15 protein-coding genes are annotated in these 19,026 nt (G+C 65.2%); 8 read left to right on the top strand and 7 right to left on the bottom strand.

Annotated features, from left to right (window positions below; all coding sequences use genetic code 11):
- The 3 genes from N6L27_RS15540 to N6L27_RS15530 are packed head-to-tail and all read right to left on the bottom strand — an operon-like array spanning position 1 to position 3,068.
- Positions 1-900 carry a carbohydrate ABC transporter permease gene (locus tag N6L27_RS15540; protein WP_271908210.1) on the bottom strand — a complete coding sequence of 300 codons (900 nt, stop codon included), beginning with the start codon at positions 898-900 and terminating at the stop codon, positions 1-3.
- Positions 893-1,765, bottom strand: a complete 873-nt coding sequence (locus tag N6L27_RS15535) for a carbohydrate ABC transporter permease (RefSeq protein ID WP_065269531.1) — start codon at positions 1,763-1,765, stop codon at positions 893-895. Before N6L27_RS15535 ends, N6L27_RS15540 begins: the two co-directional genes overlap by 8 nt.
- 58 nt (positions 1,766-1,823) lie before the next feature.
- Positions 1,824-3,068 carry an ABC transporter substrate-binding protein gene (locus N6L27_RS15530; RefSeq protein WP_271908209.1) on the bottom strand — a complete coding sequence of 415 codons (1,245 nt, stop codon included), beginning with the start codon at positions 3,066-3,068 and terminating at the stop codon, positions 1,824-1,826.
- Between the two features lie 229 nt (positions 3,069-3,297).
- Between N6L27_RS15530 and N6L27_RS15525 the strand changes: the two genes are divergently transcribed.
- Together N6L27_RS15525 and N6L27_RS15520 are read left to right on the top strand one after the other, a co-directional pair.
- Positions 3,298-4,032: a response regulator transcription factor gene (locus N6L27_RS15525; RefSeq protein WP_271908208.1), complete on the top strand. Its 735-nt coding sequence runs from the start codon at positions 3,298-3,300 to the stop codon at positions 4,030-4,032.
- A gap of 5 nt (positions 4,033-4,037) precedes the next feature.
- Positions 4,038-5,480, top strand: coding sequence for a sensor histidine kinase (locus N6L27_RS15520; protein ID WP_271908207.1), 1,443 nt, complete (start codon positions 4,038-4,040; stop codon positions 5,478-5,480).
- 10 nt (positions 5,481-5,490) lie between these two features.
- On the opposite strand, the gene N6L27_RS15515 is transcribed toward N6L27_RS15520, so the two are convergent.
- From N6L27_RS15515 to ehuR, 4 genes are all read right to left on the bottom strand, one after another.
- Positions 5,491-6,864: an aspartate aminotransferase family protein gene (locus N6L27_RS15515; RefSeq protein ID WP_271908206.1), complete on the bottom strand. Its 1,374-nt coding sequence runs from the start codon at positions 6,862-6,864 to the stop codon at positions 5,491-5,493.
- A 188-nt stretch (positions 6,865-7,052) separates the two neighbouring features.
- Complete coding sequence (gene doeB / locus N6L27_RS15510) at positions 7,053-8,045, bottom strand: N(2)-acetyl-L-2,4-diaminobutanoate deacetylase DoeB (protein WP_271908205.1); 993 nt, start codon at positions 8,043-8,045, stop codon at positions 7,053-7,055.
- Positions 8,046-8,048: 3 nt separating this feature from the next.
- The gene (doeA, locus tag N6L27_RS15505) at positions 8,049-9,236 is read right to left on the bottom strand and encodes an ectoine hydrolase DoeA (RefSeq protein ID WP_271908204.1); all 1,188 of its coding nucleotides are present in this window, start codon (positions 9,234-9,236) and stop codon (positions 8,049-8,051) included.
- Positions 9,237-9,419: 183 nt separating this feature from the next.
- Positions 9,420-10,814, bottom strand: a complete 1,395-nt coding sequence (gene ehuR, locus N6L27_RS15500; RefSeq protein ID WP_271908203.1) for a MocR-like ectoine utilization transcription factor EhuR — start codon at positions 10,812-10,814, stop codon at positions 9,420-9,422.
- Between the two features lie 285 nt (positions 10,815-11,099).
- Between ehuR and N6L27_RS15495 the strand changes: the two genes are divergently transcribed.
- The 6 genes from N6L27_RS15495 to N6L27_RS15470 all read left to right on the top strand — a co-directional run bounded on the left by N6L27_RS15495 (position 11,100) and on the right by N6L27_RS15470 (position 18,995).
- Positions 11,100-12,416 (top strand): serine/threonine protein kinase, encoded by a 1,317-nt coding sequence (locus N6L27_RS15495; RefSeq protein WP_271908202.1) that lies wholly within the window; start codon positions 11,100-11,102, stop codon positions 12,414-12,416.
- 11 nt (positions 12,417-12,427) lie between these two features.
- Entirely contained in the window at positions 12,428-13,720 is a 1,293-nt protein-coding gene (locus tag N6L27_RS15490; RefSeq protein WP_271908201.1) for an FHA domain-containing protein, read from the top strand.
- Positions 13,704-14,681 (top strand): PP2C family protein-serine/threonine phosphatase, encoded by a 978-nt coding sequence (locus N6L27_RS15485; protein WP_271908200.1) that lies wholly within the window; start codon positions 13,704-13,706, stop codon positions 14,679-14,681. The genes N6L27_RS15490 and N6L27_RS15485 overlap by 17 nt, the downstream gene beginning before the upstream one ends.
- On the top strand, positions 14,678-15,895 hold the full coding sequence (locus tag N6L27_RS15480; protein WP_271908199.1) for a hypothetical protein: 1,218 nt from the start codon (positions 14,678-14,680) through the stop codon (positions 15,893-15,895). Before N6L27_RS15485 ends, N6L27_RS15480 begins: the two co-directional genes overlap by 4 nt.
- A 74-nt stretch (positions 15,896-15,969) precedes the next feature.
- Positions 15,970-18,030 (top strand): dynamin family protein, encoded by a 2,061-nt coding sequence (locus N6L27_RS15475; protein ID WP_271908198.1) that lies wholly within the window; start codon positions 15,970-15,972, stop codon positions 18,028-18,030.
- Positions 18,027-18,995 (top strand): dynamin family protein, encoded by a 969-nt coding sequence (locus N6L27_RS15470; RefSeq protein WP_271908197.1) that lies wholly within the window; start codon positions 18,027-18,029, stop codon positions 18,993-18,995. The genes N6L27_RS15475 and N6L27_RS15470 overlap by 4 nt, the downstream gene beginning before the upstream one ends.
- Positions 18,996-19,026 lie beyond the last annotated feature (31 nt).

Raw genomic sequence — 19,026 nt, 5'->3', positions numbered from 1 at the left:
TTACCCTTTCACAGAGCCAGCGGTCAGGCCGCGGATGAAGTATTTGCCGGCAACGGCGTAGACAAGCAGCGTCGGCAGCGCGGCGATGATCGCAGCGGCCATGTCGACGTTGTATTCCTTTACGCCGGTGGTCGAGTTGACGATGTTGTTCAGGGCCACGGTCACCGGCTGGGTACCCGCCTGGCTGAACGACACGCCGAACAGGAAGTCGTTCCAGATCTGGGTGAACTGCCAGATGACGGTCACCACGATGATCGGCAGCGACAGCGGCAGGAAAATCGACCAGAAGATCCGAAAGAAGCCCGCGCCGTCCACCTTGGCTGCCTTCACCAGGTCTTGCGGAATGGTGACATAGAAGTTGCGGAAAAACAGCGTGGTGAAGCCGATGCCGTAAGTCACATGCACAAAGATCAGCCCCGGAATGCTGCCCGCCAGCCCCATCAGCCCCAGCATCCGCGCCATCGGCAAGAGAACCACCTGGAACGGAATGAAGCAGCCGAACAGCATCAGCGAGAAGACCAGGTTGGCGCCGCGGAACCGCCATTGCGCAATCACATAACCATTGGCCGCGCCCAGCATGGTGGAGATCGCCACCGCCGGCACCGCAATCACCACGGAGTTCCAGAAATACGGCCGCAAGCCCTCGCATTGAATGCCGGTGCAGGCCTCGGACCAGGCAGTGCGCCAGGCGTCGAAGGTGACCTCACGCGGGAAGGCGATCAGGCTGCCGGTGCGGATTTCCTCCAGGCTTTTCAGCGAGGTGGTGATCATCACAAAGAGCGGCATCAGGTAGAACAGGGCAAACAGGCCCAGGAGGGTGAACAGTGTCCAGCGCAGAGCAAAGTGGCTCCAGTTGCGGCTGTTTGCTGCGGCGGCGGGGGCAAGCGTCACATCAGTCATGTTTGGCCCTCAGCTCAGAGTAAAGATACGGAACGATGATTGCGAACACCACGCCCATCATCACCATGGCGGAACTGGCTGCCTGGCCAATGTCGCCGCGGGAAAAGGCCATCGTATACATGTAGGTGGCGGGCAGATCGGTGGCATAGCCGGGGCCGCCGCCGGTGAGGGCAATCACTAGGTCGAAGCTCTTGATCGCCAGATGCGCCAGCACGATGAAGGCAGAGAGGAAGATCGGCGCCATCGAAGGGATGATGATCGCGGTATAGATCCGCCAGGCGGGGATGCCATCGACCTGCGCGGCCTTGATGATCTCGCCATCGACCCCGCGCAGGCCCGCCAGGAACAGCGCCATGACAAAGCCGGACGCCTGCCAGACACCGGCGATGACCACCGCATAGATCGCCTTGTCCGGGTTGATTACCCAGTCGAAGGTGAAGCTCTCAAACCCCCAGCCCCGCACCATGGCCTCCAGCCCCAGGCCGGGGTTCATGATCCACTTCCAGGCGGTGCCGGTCACGATCAGCGACAGCGCCATCGGATACAGGTAGATGGTGCGCAAGACACCCTCGGTGCGGATCTTCTGGTCCAGCAGGATGGCCAGCATCAGGCCGAGGACCATCGAGATCAGGATGAACAGGGTGCCGAACACAAACAGGTTCGACATCGCGGTGTCCCAGCGCGGCGCGTTGAACAGGCGCTCGTACTGGATCAGCCCGTCGATTTCGTATTTCGGCAGCAGACGCGAGCGGGTCAGCGACACCCAAGCGGTCCAGGCAATGAAGCCGTAGACAAACACCAGCACCGCGGCGAAGGACGGTGCCAGCACCATCTTCGGAATATGACGTTCAAGCCATTCAGTCATGGAAACGGGCCTTGAATAGGTGGCCCCGCATCCCGGAGGACGCGAGGCCCGGGGGAGATCAGAGCGAATTGGCGACAGCGTCAGCCAGCATCTGCACGGCCTCAGCCGAGGACATTTCGGAGTTGAAATGCGCCGTCACCACGTCGGTGATGGCGCCAGCCTGCGCGCCGCGCAGGGCCATGCCATGGGCATAGCTGGGCAGCAGAGAGCCATTGTCAGCGCTTTCACCCATGTCCTTGGCCGACAGATGCGCGCAGGTGTCAAACGCATCCAGTTTCACATCCACGCGTGCCGGGATCGATCCCTTGTTGAGGTTGAACACCTCCTGGAACTTTGGCCCGACGATCAGCTTGGCCAAAAGGTCCTGCCCGGCCTGCTTATCCTCGCCGTCCACCTCGAACATGGCAAAGCTGTCGACATTATAGAGGAACCCGTCGCCCGGAACCGAGGCGCAGAGGAAATCCTTGCCTGGCTCCTTGCCTGCGGCCAGGAACTCACCCTTGGCCCAGTCGCCCATGATCTGGAACGCCGCCTCGCCGTTCATCACCATCGAGGTGGCAAGGTTCCAGTCGCGGCCCGGGAAGTTGGCATCCACATAGCCGCGCATCTTGCGCATCTGGTCGAAGACCGCGGTCATTTTTTCCGATTTCAGGGTGTCCATGTCCAGTTCGACAAAGGCCTTGCGGAAGTCTTCCGGCCCCAGAAAGCCAAGCGCCACGGCCTCGAACACGGTAGCGTCCTGCCAGGCCTGGCCGCCATGGGCCAGCGGGGTGATGCCCGCGGCCATCAGTTTGTCCGCGGCGGCGTTGAAGTCTTCCCATGTCTGGGGCATTTCGATGCCGTTGGCCTCCAACAGAGCGGCATTGGCCCAGATCCAGTCGACCCGGTGCACGTTCACAGGGGCTGCGCACCATTTGCCCTCACATTTCATGTGCTCAGCGATGGAGCCGGGCAGCACGTCCCCCCAGCCCTCGGCTTCGGCCACGGAGGAGATATCGGCCAGCACGCCTTCCTCATACCATTCCTGGATCGCCGGGCCTTTCAGCTGCACTGCGGTGGGCGCGTTGCCGGACAGGACACGGGCACGCAGCGCGGTCATTGCCGCATCGCCACCGCCGCCAGCCACCGGCATGTCGGTCCAGGTGCCGCCGTTGTCGGCAAATTCCTGTTGCAGCACCGCAGCGGACTTGGCCTCGCCGCCGGATGTCCACCAGTGCAGAACTTCGGCCTCTGGCCCGGCTACAGCCGGTGCAGCACAGGCCAGTGCCACGGCCGATACGGCCGCAAAAGCGGTGTACTTCATCGCTCATTCCTCCCTTATGTGACGGCTGCGCCCCGCAGCCTTCGCCAATCAGCTTGCCCGGTCCCGGTGCTGCATTTCAATTGCCCGGCAGCACCCCGGACGCCTGCCACGGCAGATTTACCGTCCGCCTGTTACCTGTTGTTACGCAGCAATTGATTTTGTTGCATGATGTTACAAACAAACAGCGGGGACAGCCGCAAGGGGCGGTTTCCGGGGAGGAGAGCAACAGATGGCGATTCCGCGGCTTCTGGTGGTGGATGACGATGCTGAGACGCGCATGATGCTGACCCAGTACCTGCGCCAGAACGGCTTTATCGCCCTGCCCTGCGGCAGCGAAGCGGAGATCCGGGATCAGATCGGCGCGGGCCGGATTGACCTCATTCTGCTCGACGTGATGCTGGGCGATGAGAACGGGGTGGAGATCTGCACCCGCCTGCGCGAGCAGCAGGATGTGCCGATTATCCTGGTCTCGGCCCTGTCCGCCGATCACCAGCGGATGGCGGGGTATGAATCCGGCGCGGATGATTACATCGCCAAGCCGTTCAACCCCGATCTTCTGCTGGCCCGTGTCCGCGCCGTGCTGCTGCGGGCGCGGCGGTCGTCGTCACTGATCTACCGGCGCAGCGTCGCCACCTTCCGCTTTGCCGGCTGGACCTATGACGCCAAGCGGGATGAGGTGATTTCCCCCGCGGGAGTGCAGGTGGCACTGTCGCGGCGTGAAACCGGCTTGCTGAAGGTGTTCCTTGCAAACCCGCATATCCCGCTGACGCGCGAGGAGATTGCGGCGGCGCTGGATGTGACCGGCGACGGCGGAACGGATGAGGGGTCGGGCCGCGCCATCGACGTGCTGGTGGGCCGGCTGCGCTCCAAGATCGAAGACACCCCCAGGGCGCCAACGTTGCTTCGCACCGAGCGCGGCACCGGCTATGTCCTGGCGGTGGATGTCGAGACTGGCGGAGATTGAGGCACATGGCGCTGCGGCTCAGAACCCGGGGGCTGATCCTGCTGCCGCTGGCCTTTGCCGCCGGGCTGGGCGGCGCCTGGGGTTGGTTCCACTCCGGCGCCAGCTGGCAGGCGCATCTGACCCGCGCTGCCATTTCCGGTATTACATTGGACGGCACCCTGCGCCGCGGCGCGCCACCGCCTGCTGGAATGACGGTAACGCCCGTGGGGCCGGAACAGGCCGCGTTTCTGTCTGCGGGTGATTATCTGCGGCTGGAGGGGATCGCAAAGCCTGCCTTCTTCACCAATGTTTCGATCATCGACAGTGGTTCCGATCCCCTGTCGGGGGAGGTTCTGGCGCTGGTCATTGCCTCCCCTGCCCTGCGCTATCCGGTGGCGGAACTGCCGCCCGCAGGCGGCGCCACAGCAGCGGAGAAGCTGGGGGCGTTGACCCGGTTGCTGGCCACTTATTGCAGCGAGCCGGTGATCTTTGCGCGCGCGGGCTATGGCCCCTGGCAGCGGGTCGACGGCACTGCTGTCTGGGGCTGTTCCGCCACGCCGCGCGACTTGCGCCTGCCGGCGGTTCTGCTGTCGCTGCTAGCCCTGGCGGTGCTGGCGACGCTGGTGATGGACACTTCGGCCCATTTCGACCGCTTCGCCCGCGCCCTGCGCCACCGCCGCCGGCTGGGCGGGCCGGACGCCTATGCGATGAAAGGCCCAGGGGAGCTGCAGGAGATTGTCTCGGCGGTGAACAGCTATCTGGAGACCGAGCGCGAACAGCTTGCCAGCCGCGCGGCGGTGCTGTCCGGCGTCAGTCACGATCTGGGCACCCCTGCGACCCGGCTGCGGCTGCGTGCGGCGCTGATCCAGGACACGGAATTGCGCCAGAAGTTCGAGACGGATCTGGACGCCATGACCGGCATGATCGAAAGCGTGCTGACCTACACCCGCGCCGAGATGAGCGCCGAAACCCCGCGCCGCCTGTCGCTCAGCTCGCTGGTCGAGGCGCTGGCGGCTGATTATCAGGACATGGGCAAACCGGTAGAGCTGCTGCCGCCGGAACCGCAGGTGGCGGCGGGCGGGCGGTCCGTTTTCACCTCTGCCCCCGGCCAAAGCGCGGTGCCGCAGGGGCAGGTGATGCTGGTTGTGGCGCGGCCTGTTTCCTTGCAGCGGGCCATCACCAACCTGATCGACAATGCACTGAAATACGGCCGCCGCGCCGCCATCAGCCTCAGTTCCACTGCCGATCACGCGGTCATCACGGTGGAGGACGAAGGCTCCGGCATGACGGCGGCGGAGATCACCGAGGTGATTGCCCCGTTCCGCCGCGGCGATAACACCCGCGCCATCGACGGCTTTGGTCTGGGGCTGACGATTGTTGCCACGGTGGCGGAACAGCACGGCGGGCGGCTCTCTTTCGAGGACGGCAAGCGGGGATTGCGCGCCGTCCTCGAGATTTGCCGCAACTGAATGGCGGCCCTCAGCCCAGCACGGCCTTAACAGCCCGCAGGGTGGCGTCGACCACCTGGTCCGCCTCGGCACGGGTCAGGCAGAACGGCGGCGCAAAACCCAGGATATCTCCCTGCGGCATGGCGCGGGCAATCACCTTGTCCTGTTCCAGCAGCTTAGCTGAGATCTGCGGCCCGATCTTCTCCGCGGCGTCAAAGAAGGTGCGGCTATCTTTGTCCTTCACAAATTCCACCGCACACAGCATCCCCTCGCCGCGCACCTCGCCCACATGGGCATGGCCCATCAACGCCTCCGCCATGGTGGCATTCAGATAGGCGCCGGTCTCGCCTGCATTACTGACAAGGTTCAGCGCGTCGATCAGCTTGAGGTTCGCCACCCCCGCCGCCGCCCCGATCGGGTGCGCCGAATAGGTCCAGCCGTGGCCGATCGGGCCGTTCTCGTCGGCGCCCTGTTCCAGCACCTTCCAGACCTTGCCGGAGACGATGGAGCCGGACAGCGGCGCATAGGCCGAGGTGAGACCCTTGGCGATGGTGATGATATCGGCCTCAATCCCGTAGTGGTCAGAGCCGAACATGGTGCCAAGGCGCCCGAAACCGGTCACCACCTCATCGGCGACCAGCAGGATATCGTGCTTTTTTAGCACCGCTTGAATTGCCTGCCAGTAACCAACGGGCGGCGGCACGATGCCGCCAGTGCCCAGCACCGGTTCGCCGATGAAGGCGGCGATGGTATCTGCGCCCTCGTGCTCAATCAGCGCTTCCAGCTCGGCGGCGCAATGGGCCACGAACTGTTCCTCGCTTTGGTCCAGATCGGCGCGGCGGTAGTAATAAGGCGCCTCGGTGTGGATCACCTGCTCCACCGGCAGGTCGAATTTCTTGTGGAACAGCTCCAGCCCCGTCAGCGAGCCGGTAACCAGCCCGGAGCCGTGATAGCCGCGCCAGCGGGAGATGATCTTTTTCTTCTCCGGGCGGCCCAGGATGTTGTTGTAGTACCAGATCAGCTTGACGTTGGTTTCATTGGCGTCCGAACCGCCAAGGCCGAAATAGACCTTGGACATGTTCGCAGGCGCCCGGTCCAGGATCATTTTCGCCAATGTGATTGAGGCCTCGGTGCCATGGCCGACATAGGAATGGTAATAGGCCAGCTCCCGCGCCTGTTCGGCGATGGCCTCGGCAATCTCCTGGCGGCCATAGCCCGCGTTCACGCAATAAAGCCCGGCAAAGGCATCCAGCAGCCGGTTGCCGTCGCGGTCCTCGATAAACACACCAGAGGCGGTTTTAATGACCCGGTTCGGGCTGTCTCCGCGGGCGTGCTGGGCCAGGTGGGTCGAGGGGTGGAAGAAATTCTCGCGGTCCCATTGGTCCAGTCGGTCGTTCTTCAGCATTGGTCATCCTCACAAATAAGGCGGCGCGCCGCCGGTTGATTTTCGGGAGGAAGGCTGCGCGGATCCTGCGCAGCTGTTGCGCGGGATAGGCGGGTATCTCCACCCGACCCTCAGCAGCAGCGCGCAATGCCTTTATTGCCAGGGTACAACAGGCCTATACGGCCTGTTCGGTTATTTCCAGAGTTTGTTTATTCCGCCGCGACCCCAATCACCGCGACGCAGTCGCCGGATTTGATCAGCCCGGGGAAGTGGCGGCTGATCAGCAGCCCGCCCCGGCGGGCGCGGTATTCCACCGGCGGCTGGCCGGTGCGGTCCAGCGGCCAGACGCGGGCCAGCAGGTCCCCCTTGGCAACTGCTTCGCCGAGGTCTTCCATGATCTCAAACAGCCCGTCGCCCTCGCTGAATAGAAAGCAGTCATCATCCGGCATGGTCAGGCTGACAGTCTCCTCCAACTGCATCTCGCCTTTCAGGATGCCTGCATGGATCAGCACATTACGCAGCCCCTTCTTGGCAATTGCATTGCTGCGCGCGGATGAAGACCCGCCGCCGCCGAGTTCGGTGGTGACCAGAACCTTGCCCATCTCCTCGACCGCGGTGTCATACATGCCTGCGCTGTCGATCTCCAACAGCTCCACCGAATAAGGCGCGTTGAACGCCTTCATCGCGGCAAAACAGGCCTCCTGCGTGGTCTTGTCCTCCAGGATATGGGCGGCGGCAAAGGGCACGAAGTCCAGCGTCTTGCCGCCGGAATGGAAATCCACCGCCAGATCCGCCATCGGCAGCAGAGTGCGCTGGAAGTAATCGGCGATCTTCTCGGTCACTGTGCCGTCGGGGCGGCCCGGGAACGCCCGGTTCATATTGCCCTTGTCGATGGGCGAGGTGCGGGTGCCGGCCCGGAAAGCCGGGTAGTTGAAGGCAGGCACGATGATCAGCCTGCCGGTGATATCCTCAGCCTTGGTGGTTACCGCCAGTTCATGGAGCGCAATCGGACCTTCGTATTCGTCGCCGTGGTTGGCACCGGTCAGAAGGGCTGTCGGCCCGTCTCCGTTTTTGATCACAGTCAGCGGGATCATCACCGAGCCCCAGGCAGAGTCATCCCGGCTGTAGGGCAGTTTCAGGAAGCCGTGATGCACCCCGTCCCGGTCCAGCGGGATGGTGGGAGAAATGGGATTTGCCTTCATGGCTTAGTCCTTCACCAGCATCTTGCGCGGCACATCGGACAGGCATTCCGGGCCGTCGGCACCGATGCGGATGCTTTCGGTGATCTCAAAGCCCCAGTCCTCCATCCAGAGGCCGGTCATGAAGTGGAAGGTCATGTTCTCTTCCAGAACCCTAGTGTCGCCCGGGCGCAGGGACATGGTGCGCTCGCCCCAGTCCGGCGGGTAGCTGACGCCGATCGGATAGCCGGTGCGGTTGTCCTTTTCGATGCCGTATTTTTTCAGCACCTCGAAAAAGGCCTTGGCAATGTCCTCGCAGGTGTTACCTGCCCTGGCCATCTCCAGCCCCGCCTCCATGCCCTCGAGCACTGCTTTCTCTGCGTCCAGGAAGGTCTGCGTCGGTTTGCCCAGAAACACGGTGCGCGAAAGCGGGCAGTGATAGCGGTGCACGACGCCCGCGATTTCAAAGAAGGTGCCCTCGCCGGACTTCATCGGCAGGTCATCCCAGGTCAGATGCGGCGCAGCGGCATCAGAGCCGGAGGGCAAGAGCGGCACAATCGCCGGGTAGTCGCCGCCGAAGCCAAGTTCCGCATCATAGCGCAGGCCCGCGTCATAGATATCCGCCACCAGATCGCATTTGCGCATCCCCGGCTCGACACGCTCAAAGATCCGCTGGTGCATCCGCCCGACGATCCGGCCCGCCTGGCGCATGTATTCCAGCTCCGTCGCCGACTTCACTGCCCGCTGCCAATTGACCAGCGCATTGGCATCGCTGAAACGCGCGTTGGGCAGATGCTTTTGCAGCGACGCATAGGCGGCGGCTGTGAAATAGTAATTGTCCATCTCAACGCCGATCACGCCGCCATCCAGCCCGCGATCCTTCAGCTGCGCCGACAGGTAATCCATCGGGTGGCGTTCGGTCGACTGCACGTAATGGTCCGGGTAACCGATGATATTGGCGGGATCCATGAAGCAGGTGCGCAGCGCGCCGTTTGCATCCTGGCCGCGCCCGTACCATATGGGTTCACCTTCCAGTCCCAGCACAACGCATTGATGCACATAGAAGGACCAGCCGTCATAGCCGGTCAGCCAGTTCATGTTGGAGGGGTCCGTAACGATCAGAAGATCAAGCCCGCGGCGGGACATTTCGGCCCGGGTCTTGTCGAGGCGCGCCTGATATTCTGCGCGGGAGAAATACAGCTTAGGGTCTGCCATATGTGTGGTTCCTGATTGATCAGCTGGTGAAAGAGGCACCAGCTCCTGCTGCAGCAGCATGGCCGGCGTGATTCCCCTGGCTGCCTGCAGCGGATTCACCGGTTCCGGCACAGGCCCGGGGTCTTTCGGCCACCCTTGTGAGGACTTGTCCTGCGAGTCAATTATTTTATTGTCGCGCGACAATCAGAAGGCCAGTGAAGCGGCCCCTTCCGGCGGCTGGCGCAGCATTCCAGCCAGCAGTTCCAGCGCCTGCCGGAAGCGGGCCGGATCCTGCACGCTGCCCAGCGAGACCCGCACCGCATTCTGCGGCGGCACCCGCGGCGCCAGGAACGGGGTGTCCGGCGCCACCGAGACCTGCAGTCGCCGTGCATAGGCGGCAAAGCCCTCGCTGGTCCAGCCGTTCTGCAGCGGCAGCCACAGGTGCAGCGCTGCCGGGTGGCCCTGCCATCCGCAGCCCTGAAGCACCTCTGCGGCGATCCCGTGGCGCTCCGCGAGGGCGCGGCGCTGCCAGCGGGCGAGTTCCAGCGCGGTACCGTCCCGCACCCAGCGGCTGGCCAGCTCCCCCATCAGCGGAGTCGCCATCCAGCTGAACACTACGATCCGCGTGGTGAGCGCGGGCAGCAGATGCTCCGGCGCTGCCAGATATCCCGCCCGCAGCCCCGGCAAGGTACATTTGGTGAAACTGGTCAGATAGACCGTGCGCTCCGGCGCCAGCGCCGCAACCGGGGCCGGGCGGTCCGCGGCAACCGGCCCCAAAGCGTCATTCTCGATGATCAGCAGATTATGCCGCCGAGCCACATCCACCAGCGCCTGGCGGCGTTCCAAGGGCATCATCCCGGCGGTGGCGTTGGCCAGAGATGGAAGCAGAAACAGCAGCTTGGGACTCCTCTTGCGGCAATAGTCCTCCAGCGCATCCGGCAGCATGCCATCGCTGTCCGTCTCCAGCCCGGCCAGCGTCAGGCCCAGGCTGGCACAGGCGGGGATCAGCAGGTGATGGGTGATCTTCTCCGCCACCACCGTGTCTCCGGGGCGGGCCAGCGCGGTCAGTGCCGCCGACAGCCCGTGGCTGACCCCGTTGGTCATCAGAATGCGCTCCGCCGGCACCTCCAGCCCGCAGACCCTGAGCCATTCGGCGCCCGCTTCGCGGTGTGCCTGATGTCCCGCATTGGGCCGGGTCGACAGGTAGCAGGCGGGATCCAGCCCGTCCGGCAGCTGCTGCAGCGCCTGCTGGAACCTCTCTGCGTGCAGCGGTGCGAACAGCGGTCTTGAGATCGACAGATCATAGCCGCTGCCGGTCTCCGGCTGCAGCCGGTAGGGCGGGCTGCAGCCTGCTTCAGCCCCGGTCACGAAACTGCCGCGCCCGACCTGGCCGTCAATCAGCCGCTGCCGCCGCAGGCTGTCATAGGCTTTGCTGACCGTATGCACGCTGAGGCCCAGCTCCTGCGCCATCCGCCGGTGGGTCGGCAGCTGCGCACCCGTGGCCAGGCGGCCGTCAGAGATCGCCTTGGCCAGGGCCTGCGCCAGGCTGGCATGCAGCGGCGGTGTGAGGGTTTCGGGATCGGGATACCAGATTGTCATGCGTCAATCCTACCGGGACGCACCGGAAAAGCCCAGCCCTTCTCCGCCCGGCGGCAGGGGCCCCTCAAGCGGGATAGCGGCCCAGTTTAACTAACTTCAAGGCAACTCGCCGGCGCGGCTTTAACCCAATGTTTGCTGCCCTTTGGCAAGGATTGTGGCGGAAATGCGGCGGTTTTGCCGTAATTGCCCGAATGGGGCCGTGAACATTCCCCATTCCGCCGGCAGCTTAAAGGTCCGCCCGCGCCGTTCCGGCCCGGGACCAGGCAGCCAGGAGGAACAGACGCCGTGCCGCACGACCCGACTTCCGCCGATCCGGCACAAACCTGCGAACTGCCCTGCGGTTTCAAGCTGTTGCAGGGCCAGTACCAGATTGAGCGTCCGCTGATCAGCGGCGGTTTCGGCATCACCTATCTGGCTCGCGACAGCCTGGAACGGCGGGTGGTGATCAAGGAATGCTTTCCGGCAGGGATTTGCCGCCGCAACGGCCCGGAGGTGGAGCCGGCGGCGGCGGAACACGCCAAGTCCTGCCGCAACGTGCTGCGCGCCTTCCTGCGCGAGGCGCATCTGCTGGCCCGCGCCGAACACCCCGGCATCGTCGGCGTGCATCAGGTCTTCAAGGAAAACCAGACCGCTTATATCGCGATGGAGTTCATCGACGGGCTGGACCTGCTGACCGTGCGCGAGGACCAGCCCGAGCGCCTCACCGCACCGGTGCTGCGGCAGATCCTGACCCAGGCGCTGGAGGCGCTTGGCTGCCTGCACGGGCTGGGCATCCTGCACCGCGACATCTCGCCCGACAACCTGCTGCTCGGCCAGGACGGCACCTTGACCCTGATCGACTTCGGCGCGGCGGCCGGAAGCACCCCCAAGGACGACACGGCGCTGCCGATGCTGCTGGCGGTCAAGGACGGCTACTCGGCGCATGAGCTTTACAAGCCCGATCTGCCGCAGCGCCCGGCCTGCGACATCTACGCGCTTGGCGCCACCTTCTATTACCTGATCACCGGCGCACCGCCTCCGGGCAGCCAGCAGCGGCTGAACGCGGTGATGGCCGGCAACCCGGACCCCTGCCCGCCGCTGCTGGGCGGCCCCTGGGCGGCTGACCCTGCGCTTCTGGCCACTGTTGATCAGGCAATGTCGGTGCCGCCCGCCGAACGGTTTCAGTCAGCCCGGGCCTGGGCCGAGATGCTGGCGGAGTATGAAACCGAAGTGATGATGCCCGCCGATGCCATGGCAGAGACAGCATTGGAACCTGTTGATGACGGTGAACTGGACGCAACCATCGCCGATCTGGTCGCCTCGACCAATTCCAGCCTGACCCCGGGCCAGCCGCGCATCGTCCGGGCGGAAGCTGCACCCGAACGGCCGCCGCAGGAACCCCGCCAGATGGTCAACCTGTTCGGCGAGCCGGTCAGCGACCTGGAAGCCTGGCTGGCGGAAGAGGACTCCCGCAACAGGCGCAGCAGAAAAGCCCCCGCCGCCGGACAGCCCCCTGTGGCTGCTGCGGGCAGCGGCGCCAGTGCAGACAAACCAACATTCGCAGGCCGCCTGCGCAAAATTTTCGGGTTCCAGAACGGCACCCCGGCAACCGTTAAGAACTGAAGGAAACCGCAATGAAGTTCATCAAGGATATCATCGGCGAAAAACGGGAGCGGGTGAGGGCAGAAACTGCCGCCGCCCCCGCCGCCGAACCGGTGCAGCCGCCGGCACGGGACCCGTTTGACAGCCTCGCCGCCGCGCCCGAAACAGAGGCCCGCACCGAGGGTGCGCCCTTCAGCCTGGACCGCGGCTTCCAGCTGGATCCGGCACCGGGCGCCGCTGATGACGGCTGCGTTCTGCCGGAGGATTTCCTGGAGGAGGATGCACCAGAAGAAGAAAACAGCGCAGAGACCTATCTGGACAATCCCGGCAGCGAAGCGCCGGAGGAGGACGCCATCGCCGCTTTCTTTGCCCGCGAACAGACGCAGGAGGCCGCCGCAGAACCAGAGCAAACAGCGGCAGCCCCGGAATATGCGGAAGACGAGGACCCCTTCGCGGCAGAGGCCGCAGAGCCGGAAGCCTTTGCCGCTGACGACTATGCAGCCGGGGAAGACGAGGACACGCAGGAAGTGCTGACGCAAGAGCCTGACTTCAGCCGCCTGCAGCAGCCAGAGGCCGCCGCGGAACAGCCTGAAAGCTACCGGGTCTTCCACCGCAAGCCTGCCGCCGCACCGCAGATGGAGCCTGAGGCTGAGGCTGACGAACAGCCGGAACCACAGCCTGACCTGCGGTCTGATCCTTGGCCCGAACCCGCGCCGCGGGCTGAGGCCCAGCCTGATCCGGCAACGCAGTTGGCGGCTCCGGCTCCTCAGCCGCAGCAGAGCACACCCGTTGCCGTGGCACCCATCGACGTGCCCGCGCCTTCAATGGGACGCGGTGCCAGCCGCGCAGGCCGCGTCAAAACCCGCCTTCTCGGCTTCAGCCCGGCACAGGCGCCCGGCAGCGATCCGTTCTCACGCGGCGGTGAAACCACCGCGCCCGGCTACACCCAGTTCCCGGTCGGCTGGCTGGCAGTGGTGCAGGGCCCGGGCCGCGGTGCTGCCTTTACCCTGTTTAACGGTGTCACCGTGATCGGACGCGGCGAGGATCAGACCGTGCGGCTCGACTTTGGAGACAACAGCATCTCGCGCGACAACCACGCAGCCATCGCCTATGATCCGGAGCAGAAGGCGTTTTACATCGGCCACGGCGGTAAGGCGAACCTGGTGCGCCGCAACGGCCGGCCGGTACTCAGCACCGAAGAGCTGACCGCGGGCGACGAGATCCGCATCGGCGAAACCACGCTGCGGTTCGTGCCGCTCTGCGGTGCTTCTTTCGGCTGGGACCAGCCGCAGCAGGATGAAAACGCCCATGCTGCATTCCGCTGAACTAGAATACGACGCAGCAACTGCCATCAGCCAGGGCCGCCGCGAGCGTCAGGAGGATGCCGTCGCCGCCGATTTTCTGGCCGGCGCCGGTACCGGCTTTGCGGTGCTGGCCGACGGCATGGGCGGCCACGCGGCCGGCGACGTCGCAGCCAGGATCGTGGTGACAGAGGTTTTTGCAGAGCTGAAGCTGCGCACCGGCGAGCCAGAGCAGCTGGAGCCGGCCATCGGTGCGGTGCTGCACAGCGCGGCCGACGGCGCCAACGCCTGCCTGAGCGAATATGCCAGCCACCAGCCGCAGGTGCAGGCGCAGGGTATGGGCGCCACCCTGCTTGCTCCAGTGCTGTTCCGCGACAGGCTCTACTGGATCTCGGTCGGCGACTCGCCGCTCTACCTGTTCCGCGACGGTGCACTGATCCGTCTAAACGCCGATCATTCGATGGCGGCGGAGCTGGAGAAGCTGGTCGCCCGTGGCCGCCTGGACCCGGCTGAGGCCGCCGCCCACCCGGATCGCCACTGCGTGACCTCGGTGCTGACTGGCGCCGAAATTCCACAGGTTGATTGCCGCAGCGCGCCGGTACGGCTGCAGCATGGAGATATCGTGCTGGCCGCCAGCGACGGGCTGTTGTTCCTGGCAGAGGAGGAGATCGCCGAAGTGCTGGCCGCCGAATGCCACAGTCCCAGCGCCCGCATCGGTGCGGCGCTGATGCGGCGGCTGGAGGCGCTGGACGCTCCGGAGCAGGACAACGCCGCCTTCTGCGTGATCAAACCGTTCGACCCGCAGGCGCCCCGCCTTGCCGCAGCAGAAACAGCCGTGCCGGCTGCGCCGGAGCAGCAGCAGCCCGAACCCGCCCCGGCGGCCGCTCGCCAGCGCGCAGGCCGCCGGGTTGTCACCTTCATGGCCGCATCCTCCTGGCGCGACGCGCCGGAGGCAGGCCGCAGCAAGACGGATGCATCCGCGTGAGCCTTCCCCTGAGAGACATAAGCCCGCTGGCAGGCCAGCTGGAACGGACCCTCAGCACCGGGCGCCTCCCGTCCGAGGTTTCAGGCTGGGGCAGCCAGCTGCTGCAGCGCCTGCGCCAGCCGGTGCATGTGGCGGTTGCCGGCAGTCCCGGCAGCGGCAAGTCCGCCCTCATCGACATGCTGCTGGGCAGTGTCGTCATCGGCCGCAACGGCAGCGGCCTGCTGGTTGATGTCTGCCACGGCGCCGAGGAAATGGCGCAGGTCGAGACTGCCGCGGGCGAGCGTCTGCAAATCCCCGGACTGCTGGCGCAGATGGAGCTGCCGCAGGACGCCCGCCGGGTGCGCCAGATGCTGCCCGACCCGCGCCTGCGCTGGCACAGCTACCGCGAGTTGCCGCTGGCAGGGCCGCAGGACACCCAGCAGGAGATGCTGCAGCAGGCCGCCGCCAGCGCCGACATCATCCTGTGGTGCAGCCAGGAGTTCCCTGCCGGTGAACAGGCGCTCTGGACCGCGGTGCCCGACAGCACCAAGGATCACAGCTTCCTCGTGCTCACCATGGCCGACCGCCTAGTGATGCGCGGCACTTTGCCAGCGCTGATCGAAACACTGGAACCCATAGCGGCGGAGGAGTTTCTGGGCGTTTACCCGGTTGCCGCGATCCAGGGTCTGACCGCCCGTGCCGCCGATGCGCCGCAAGATGGATTGTGGCGCTCCAGCGGCGGCAAGCAGCTGGCCGGAGACGTTCAGCGCCAGGTCGATCTGGGCCGCGCCTCCGACGTCGATCAGGCGGAACTGCTGATCCGCCAATTCGGCGGCAGCCTGCCGCCTGAGACCCCCTCCCCTGCAGTTCCGGTCTCTTCCGCCGCAATAGCACCAGCAGCGGCAATTGCCGCTGCCCCTCAGGCTGCCAGCCTGGCGGCGGCGCTGGACCAGCTGCAAACCGGCGCCGAGGCGATGCTGGCGGAGGCCGAAGCCGCTGGCGGCCCTCAGGCCGCCCCGGTACTGGCGCAATGCATGGAGATGATCCGCAACCTGTCGCAGTCGCTTGATGAAATGCCCGCCAGTGCAGCGGTGGAAGCCGCGCGTGAGGCCGCTCAGGACGGCGAGGAGATGCTGATGCTGTGCCAGCTGGAACAGGATGAGGACGCAGCCGTCGATGCGGTAACCCTGCTGATTCAGCTGAAAAAGGAACTGATGGAAGAGCCGCCCGGATAGACGCGCGCCACGCCAAGACCCGCAAGCCGGACAGCAGAACAAAACGCCGAAGCAGATATCAAACAGGCCCTGCCATGAACATGGAACACCAGATCGAGAGCGCCACCGACATCCGCGCCTCCGCCCGCCCCACCAACCTCAGCGCCGGGCTGGAACCGCTGGCGGACTTTGCCCGCAAGGCGCGGCGGCTCGAGGGTGCACTGGCCACCCTGCACGGCGTTTCAGGCGAGCGGGTACAGCGCAGCCTCACCCGCCTGCAGGAGGAGCTTGGCACATTTGAACCCAGCGTCACCCTGCTGGGGCAGGTGAAGTCCGGCAAAACCTCCCTGGTCAATGCGATGGCAGGCTGGGCCGATTTGCTGCCTTCGGATGTGAACCCCTGGACCTCGGTTGTCACCTCCTTGCACCTGGAACCGGGCGAGACCCGCACCGAGAACAAGGCCTGCTTCCAGTTCATGACCGAAGAGGAATGGGACCGGCTGACTACCAAAGGCGGCCGCATCGGTGAAATGGCAGGCCGCGCCGGTGCTGACAGCGAGCTGCAGAAGATCCGGACACAGATCGAGGAGATGCGCGACCGCTCCCGCCAGCGGCTGGGCCGCAAGTTCGAACTCCTGATGGGGCAGAAGCACGATTACGGCTATTTCGACAAGAACCTGATCGAACGCTACATCTGCCTCGGCGATGATTTCGATGACGAAGATCTGGGCACGGTGGACGAACAGGGCCGCTTCGCCGATATCACCCGCGCCGCGGACCTGTATCTGAATTGCCGCTCGGTGCCGCACCGGCTCTGCCTGCGCGACACGCCGGGCGTCAACGACACATTCATGATGCGCGAGCAGATCACCATCCAAGCGATCCGCGACAGCCGCATTTGCGTTGTGGTTTTGTCGGCTGGCCAGGCGCTGACATCGGTAGACATGGGGCTGATCCGGATGATCTCCAACCTCAAATCGCGCGAGGTGGTGATCTTCGTAAACCGCATCGACGAGCTGGCCGACCCGGCCAAACAGGTCGCCGAGATCGAGACCAGTATCCGCCAGACACTGGAAACCCATCATGGGCCGCAAGAAGCGGAGATCATCTTTGGCAGCGCCTACTGGGCCAACAAGGTGCTGACCGGCGGAATGGAGGATATGGATCCGACCAGCTCCGCCGCGCTCCTGAATTGGGCCGAGGCGTCAGTCAACGCCTCCCACGCAAAGGCGACACCGCAGAACATGGTGTGGGAACTGTCTGGCCTTCCGGCCCTGAACCGCGCCGTCAGCGAACGGATCGTCGCCGACCTTGGCATCCCGCTGTTGCAGCGCATTGCCGCCACCGCCACCACCGCCGCCACCGGCCAGCAGGCCGCCAATGCGGTTATGGTTCAGGGCGAGGGCAGCACCGGCGGCGCAAATATGCACGATGTGCGCACCGCTTTCGAGAACATCTGCAAGACCCAAATGGCGGCGCTGGAGGCCGAGGCGGACCAGGTGCTCGATTCCTTCCGCGAGCGCGCCGACCGGGCCCATGCCACCTTCACCGACCGCGCCACCCACGCGCTGATCGACCATCTGGAGAAATGGGGCGAGGACTGCCATTGGGAATACGACCCGGCCGGGCTGCGGATGCTGCTGCGCTCTGCCTATTCGGTGATGACCAGCCGCCTGCAATCCGCCGCGCAAGACCGGTACGAGGCTGCAGTCAGGGACGTGGCAGAACTGCTTTATGACGGCTTCGGCCCGGCAGTTGAGGGCATCCAGCTGGCCGTGCCCGAGGTTCCACAGCCCGCCTCTCCAGTGGCCCTGGCACAGTCCATCGCGCTGGATTTCAACGACAGCTGGTGGGCCTCGTGGTGGCGCCGTACCCGCGGCTACAAGGCCTTTGCCAAACAGTTCCGCAAGCTGATCGCCGGCGAAACAGAGGATTTCATGACCCAGCTCAAGACGGTGCAGACAGCCGACGCCCGCGCCGCCATCCTTGCCCGCCTGCAGGGCTTCTTCGACGACCAGCGCGACATCCTGCTGGAGATTTCCGCTTGCCGCCGCGGCGGCGGCGACATGCAGGCACTATTCACCGGCGACGAGGCCGGCCAGCGCCAAACTGAAACCAATACTGCATTGGAAACACTCAGGAGTTTCACAGCATGAGCGACCAAACGGCCCAGCACGCCCCGGCTTCCGCCGCCTTCCCTCCGGCGGCCGCCCCAGCCCGCAAGCCGCGGCTGGCACTGATGGGCGAATTCAGCGCAGGCAAAAGCACTCTCACCAATCTGCTGGTGGGCCAGCAGCCGCTGCCCACCCGCGTCACCGCCACCCGCCTGCCGCCGGTCTGGATCTCTCACGGGGCCGAGGGCGCCAGCCTGACCGGCACCGATGGCAGAGAGACCCCGGTGCGGCTGGAGGATCTGGACGATGTGCCGCTGGAAACCACCGCACTGATCCGCCTGACCCTGCCCGCCGAGGCCCTGGAGCTCTGTGACCTCATTGACATGCCCGGGATCTCCGATCCCAATATGCCCGCCAGCGTCTGGCAGAACCTGCTGCCGGAGGTGGACAGCGTGATCTGGTGCACCCATGCCACCCAGGCCTGGCGCCAGTCAGAGGCCGCCGCCTGGGAGGAAATCTCTGCCCGGCTCGACGCCCCCAGCACCCTGCTGATCACCCATTTCGACAAGCTCAAGACTCCGCGCGACCGCGACCGCGTACTGCGCCGGGTGCAGAAGGAAACCGGCGATGGCTTCAATGCGGTGTTCCCGCTGTCGCTCAGCCAGGCTCTGGCCGCGGGCGAGGACATGGAGGCCTGGAAGACCAGCGGCGCCGATGGATTCATCGAATACCTGGTCGACCTGCTCTTGAACTGGACACAGCCGGACCGCCCCCGCCCGCCGGTCCAGCCTGCCGCCGCGGCAAGGGCGCTGCAGCCCGAGCAGCAGTTGCGGGCAGAGGTGCTGGACATTGGGGGGATGCGCGACAGCAGCCTGCAGCCTGAACTACAGCCGCAACTGCAGGCTGCTTCGGCCGGTGCCAGCGGTGGTCCCCGGGTGATGCCGCGCCGGGTCTCGGCCCCGTCCCGGCGCAGCCAGCGTCCCGAAACCCCTTCTGAAGGAAACTGAGCCCGTCATGCTGCCAGCATATGCGCCTTGC

Origin of the sequence: Leisingera sp. SS27 (assembly GCF_028368855.1) — a bacterium.
Lineage (GTDB): Bacteria > Pseudomonadota > Alphaproteobacteria > Rhodobacterales > Rhodobacteraceae > Leisingera.
This window is presented reverse-complemented; position numbering and strand designations above follow the sequence as displayed.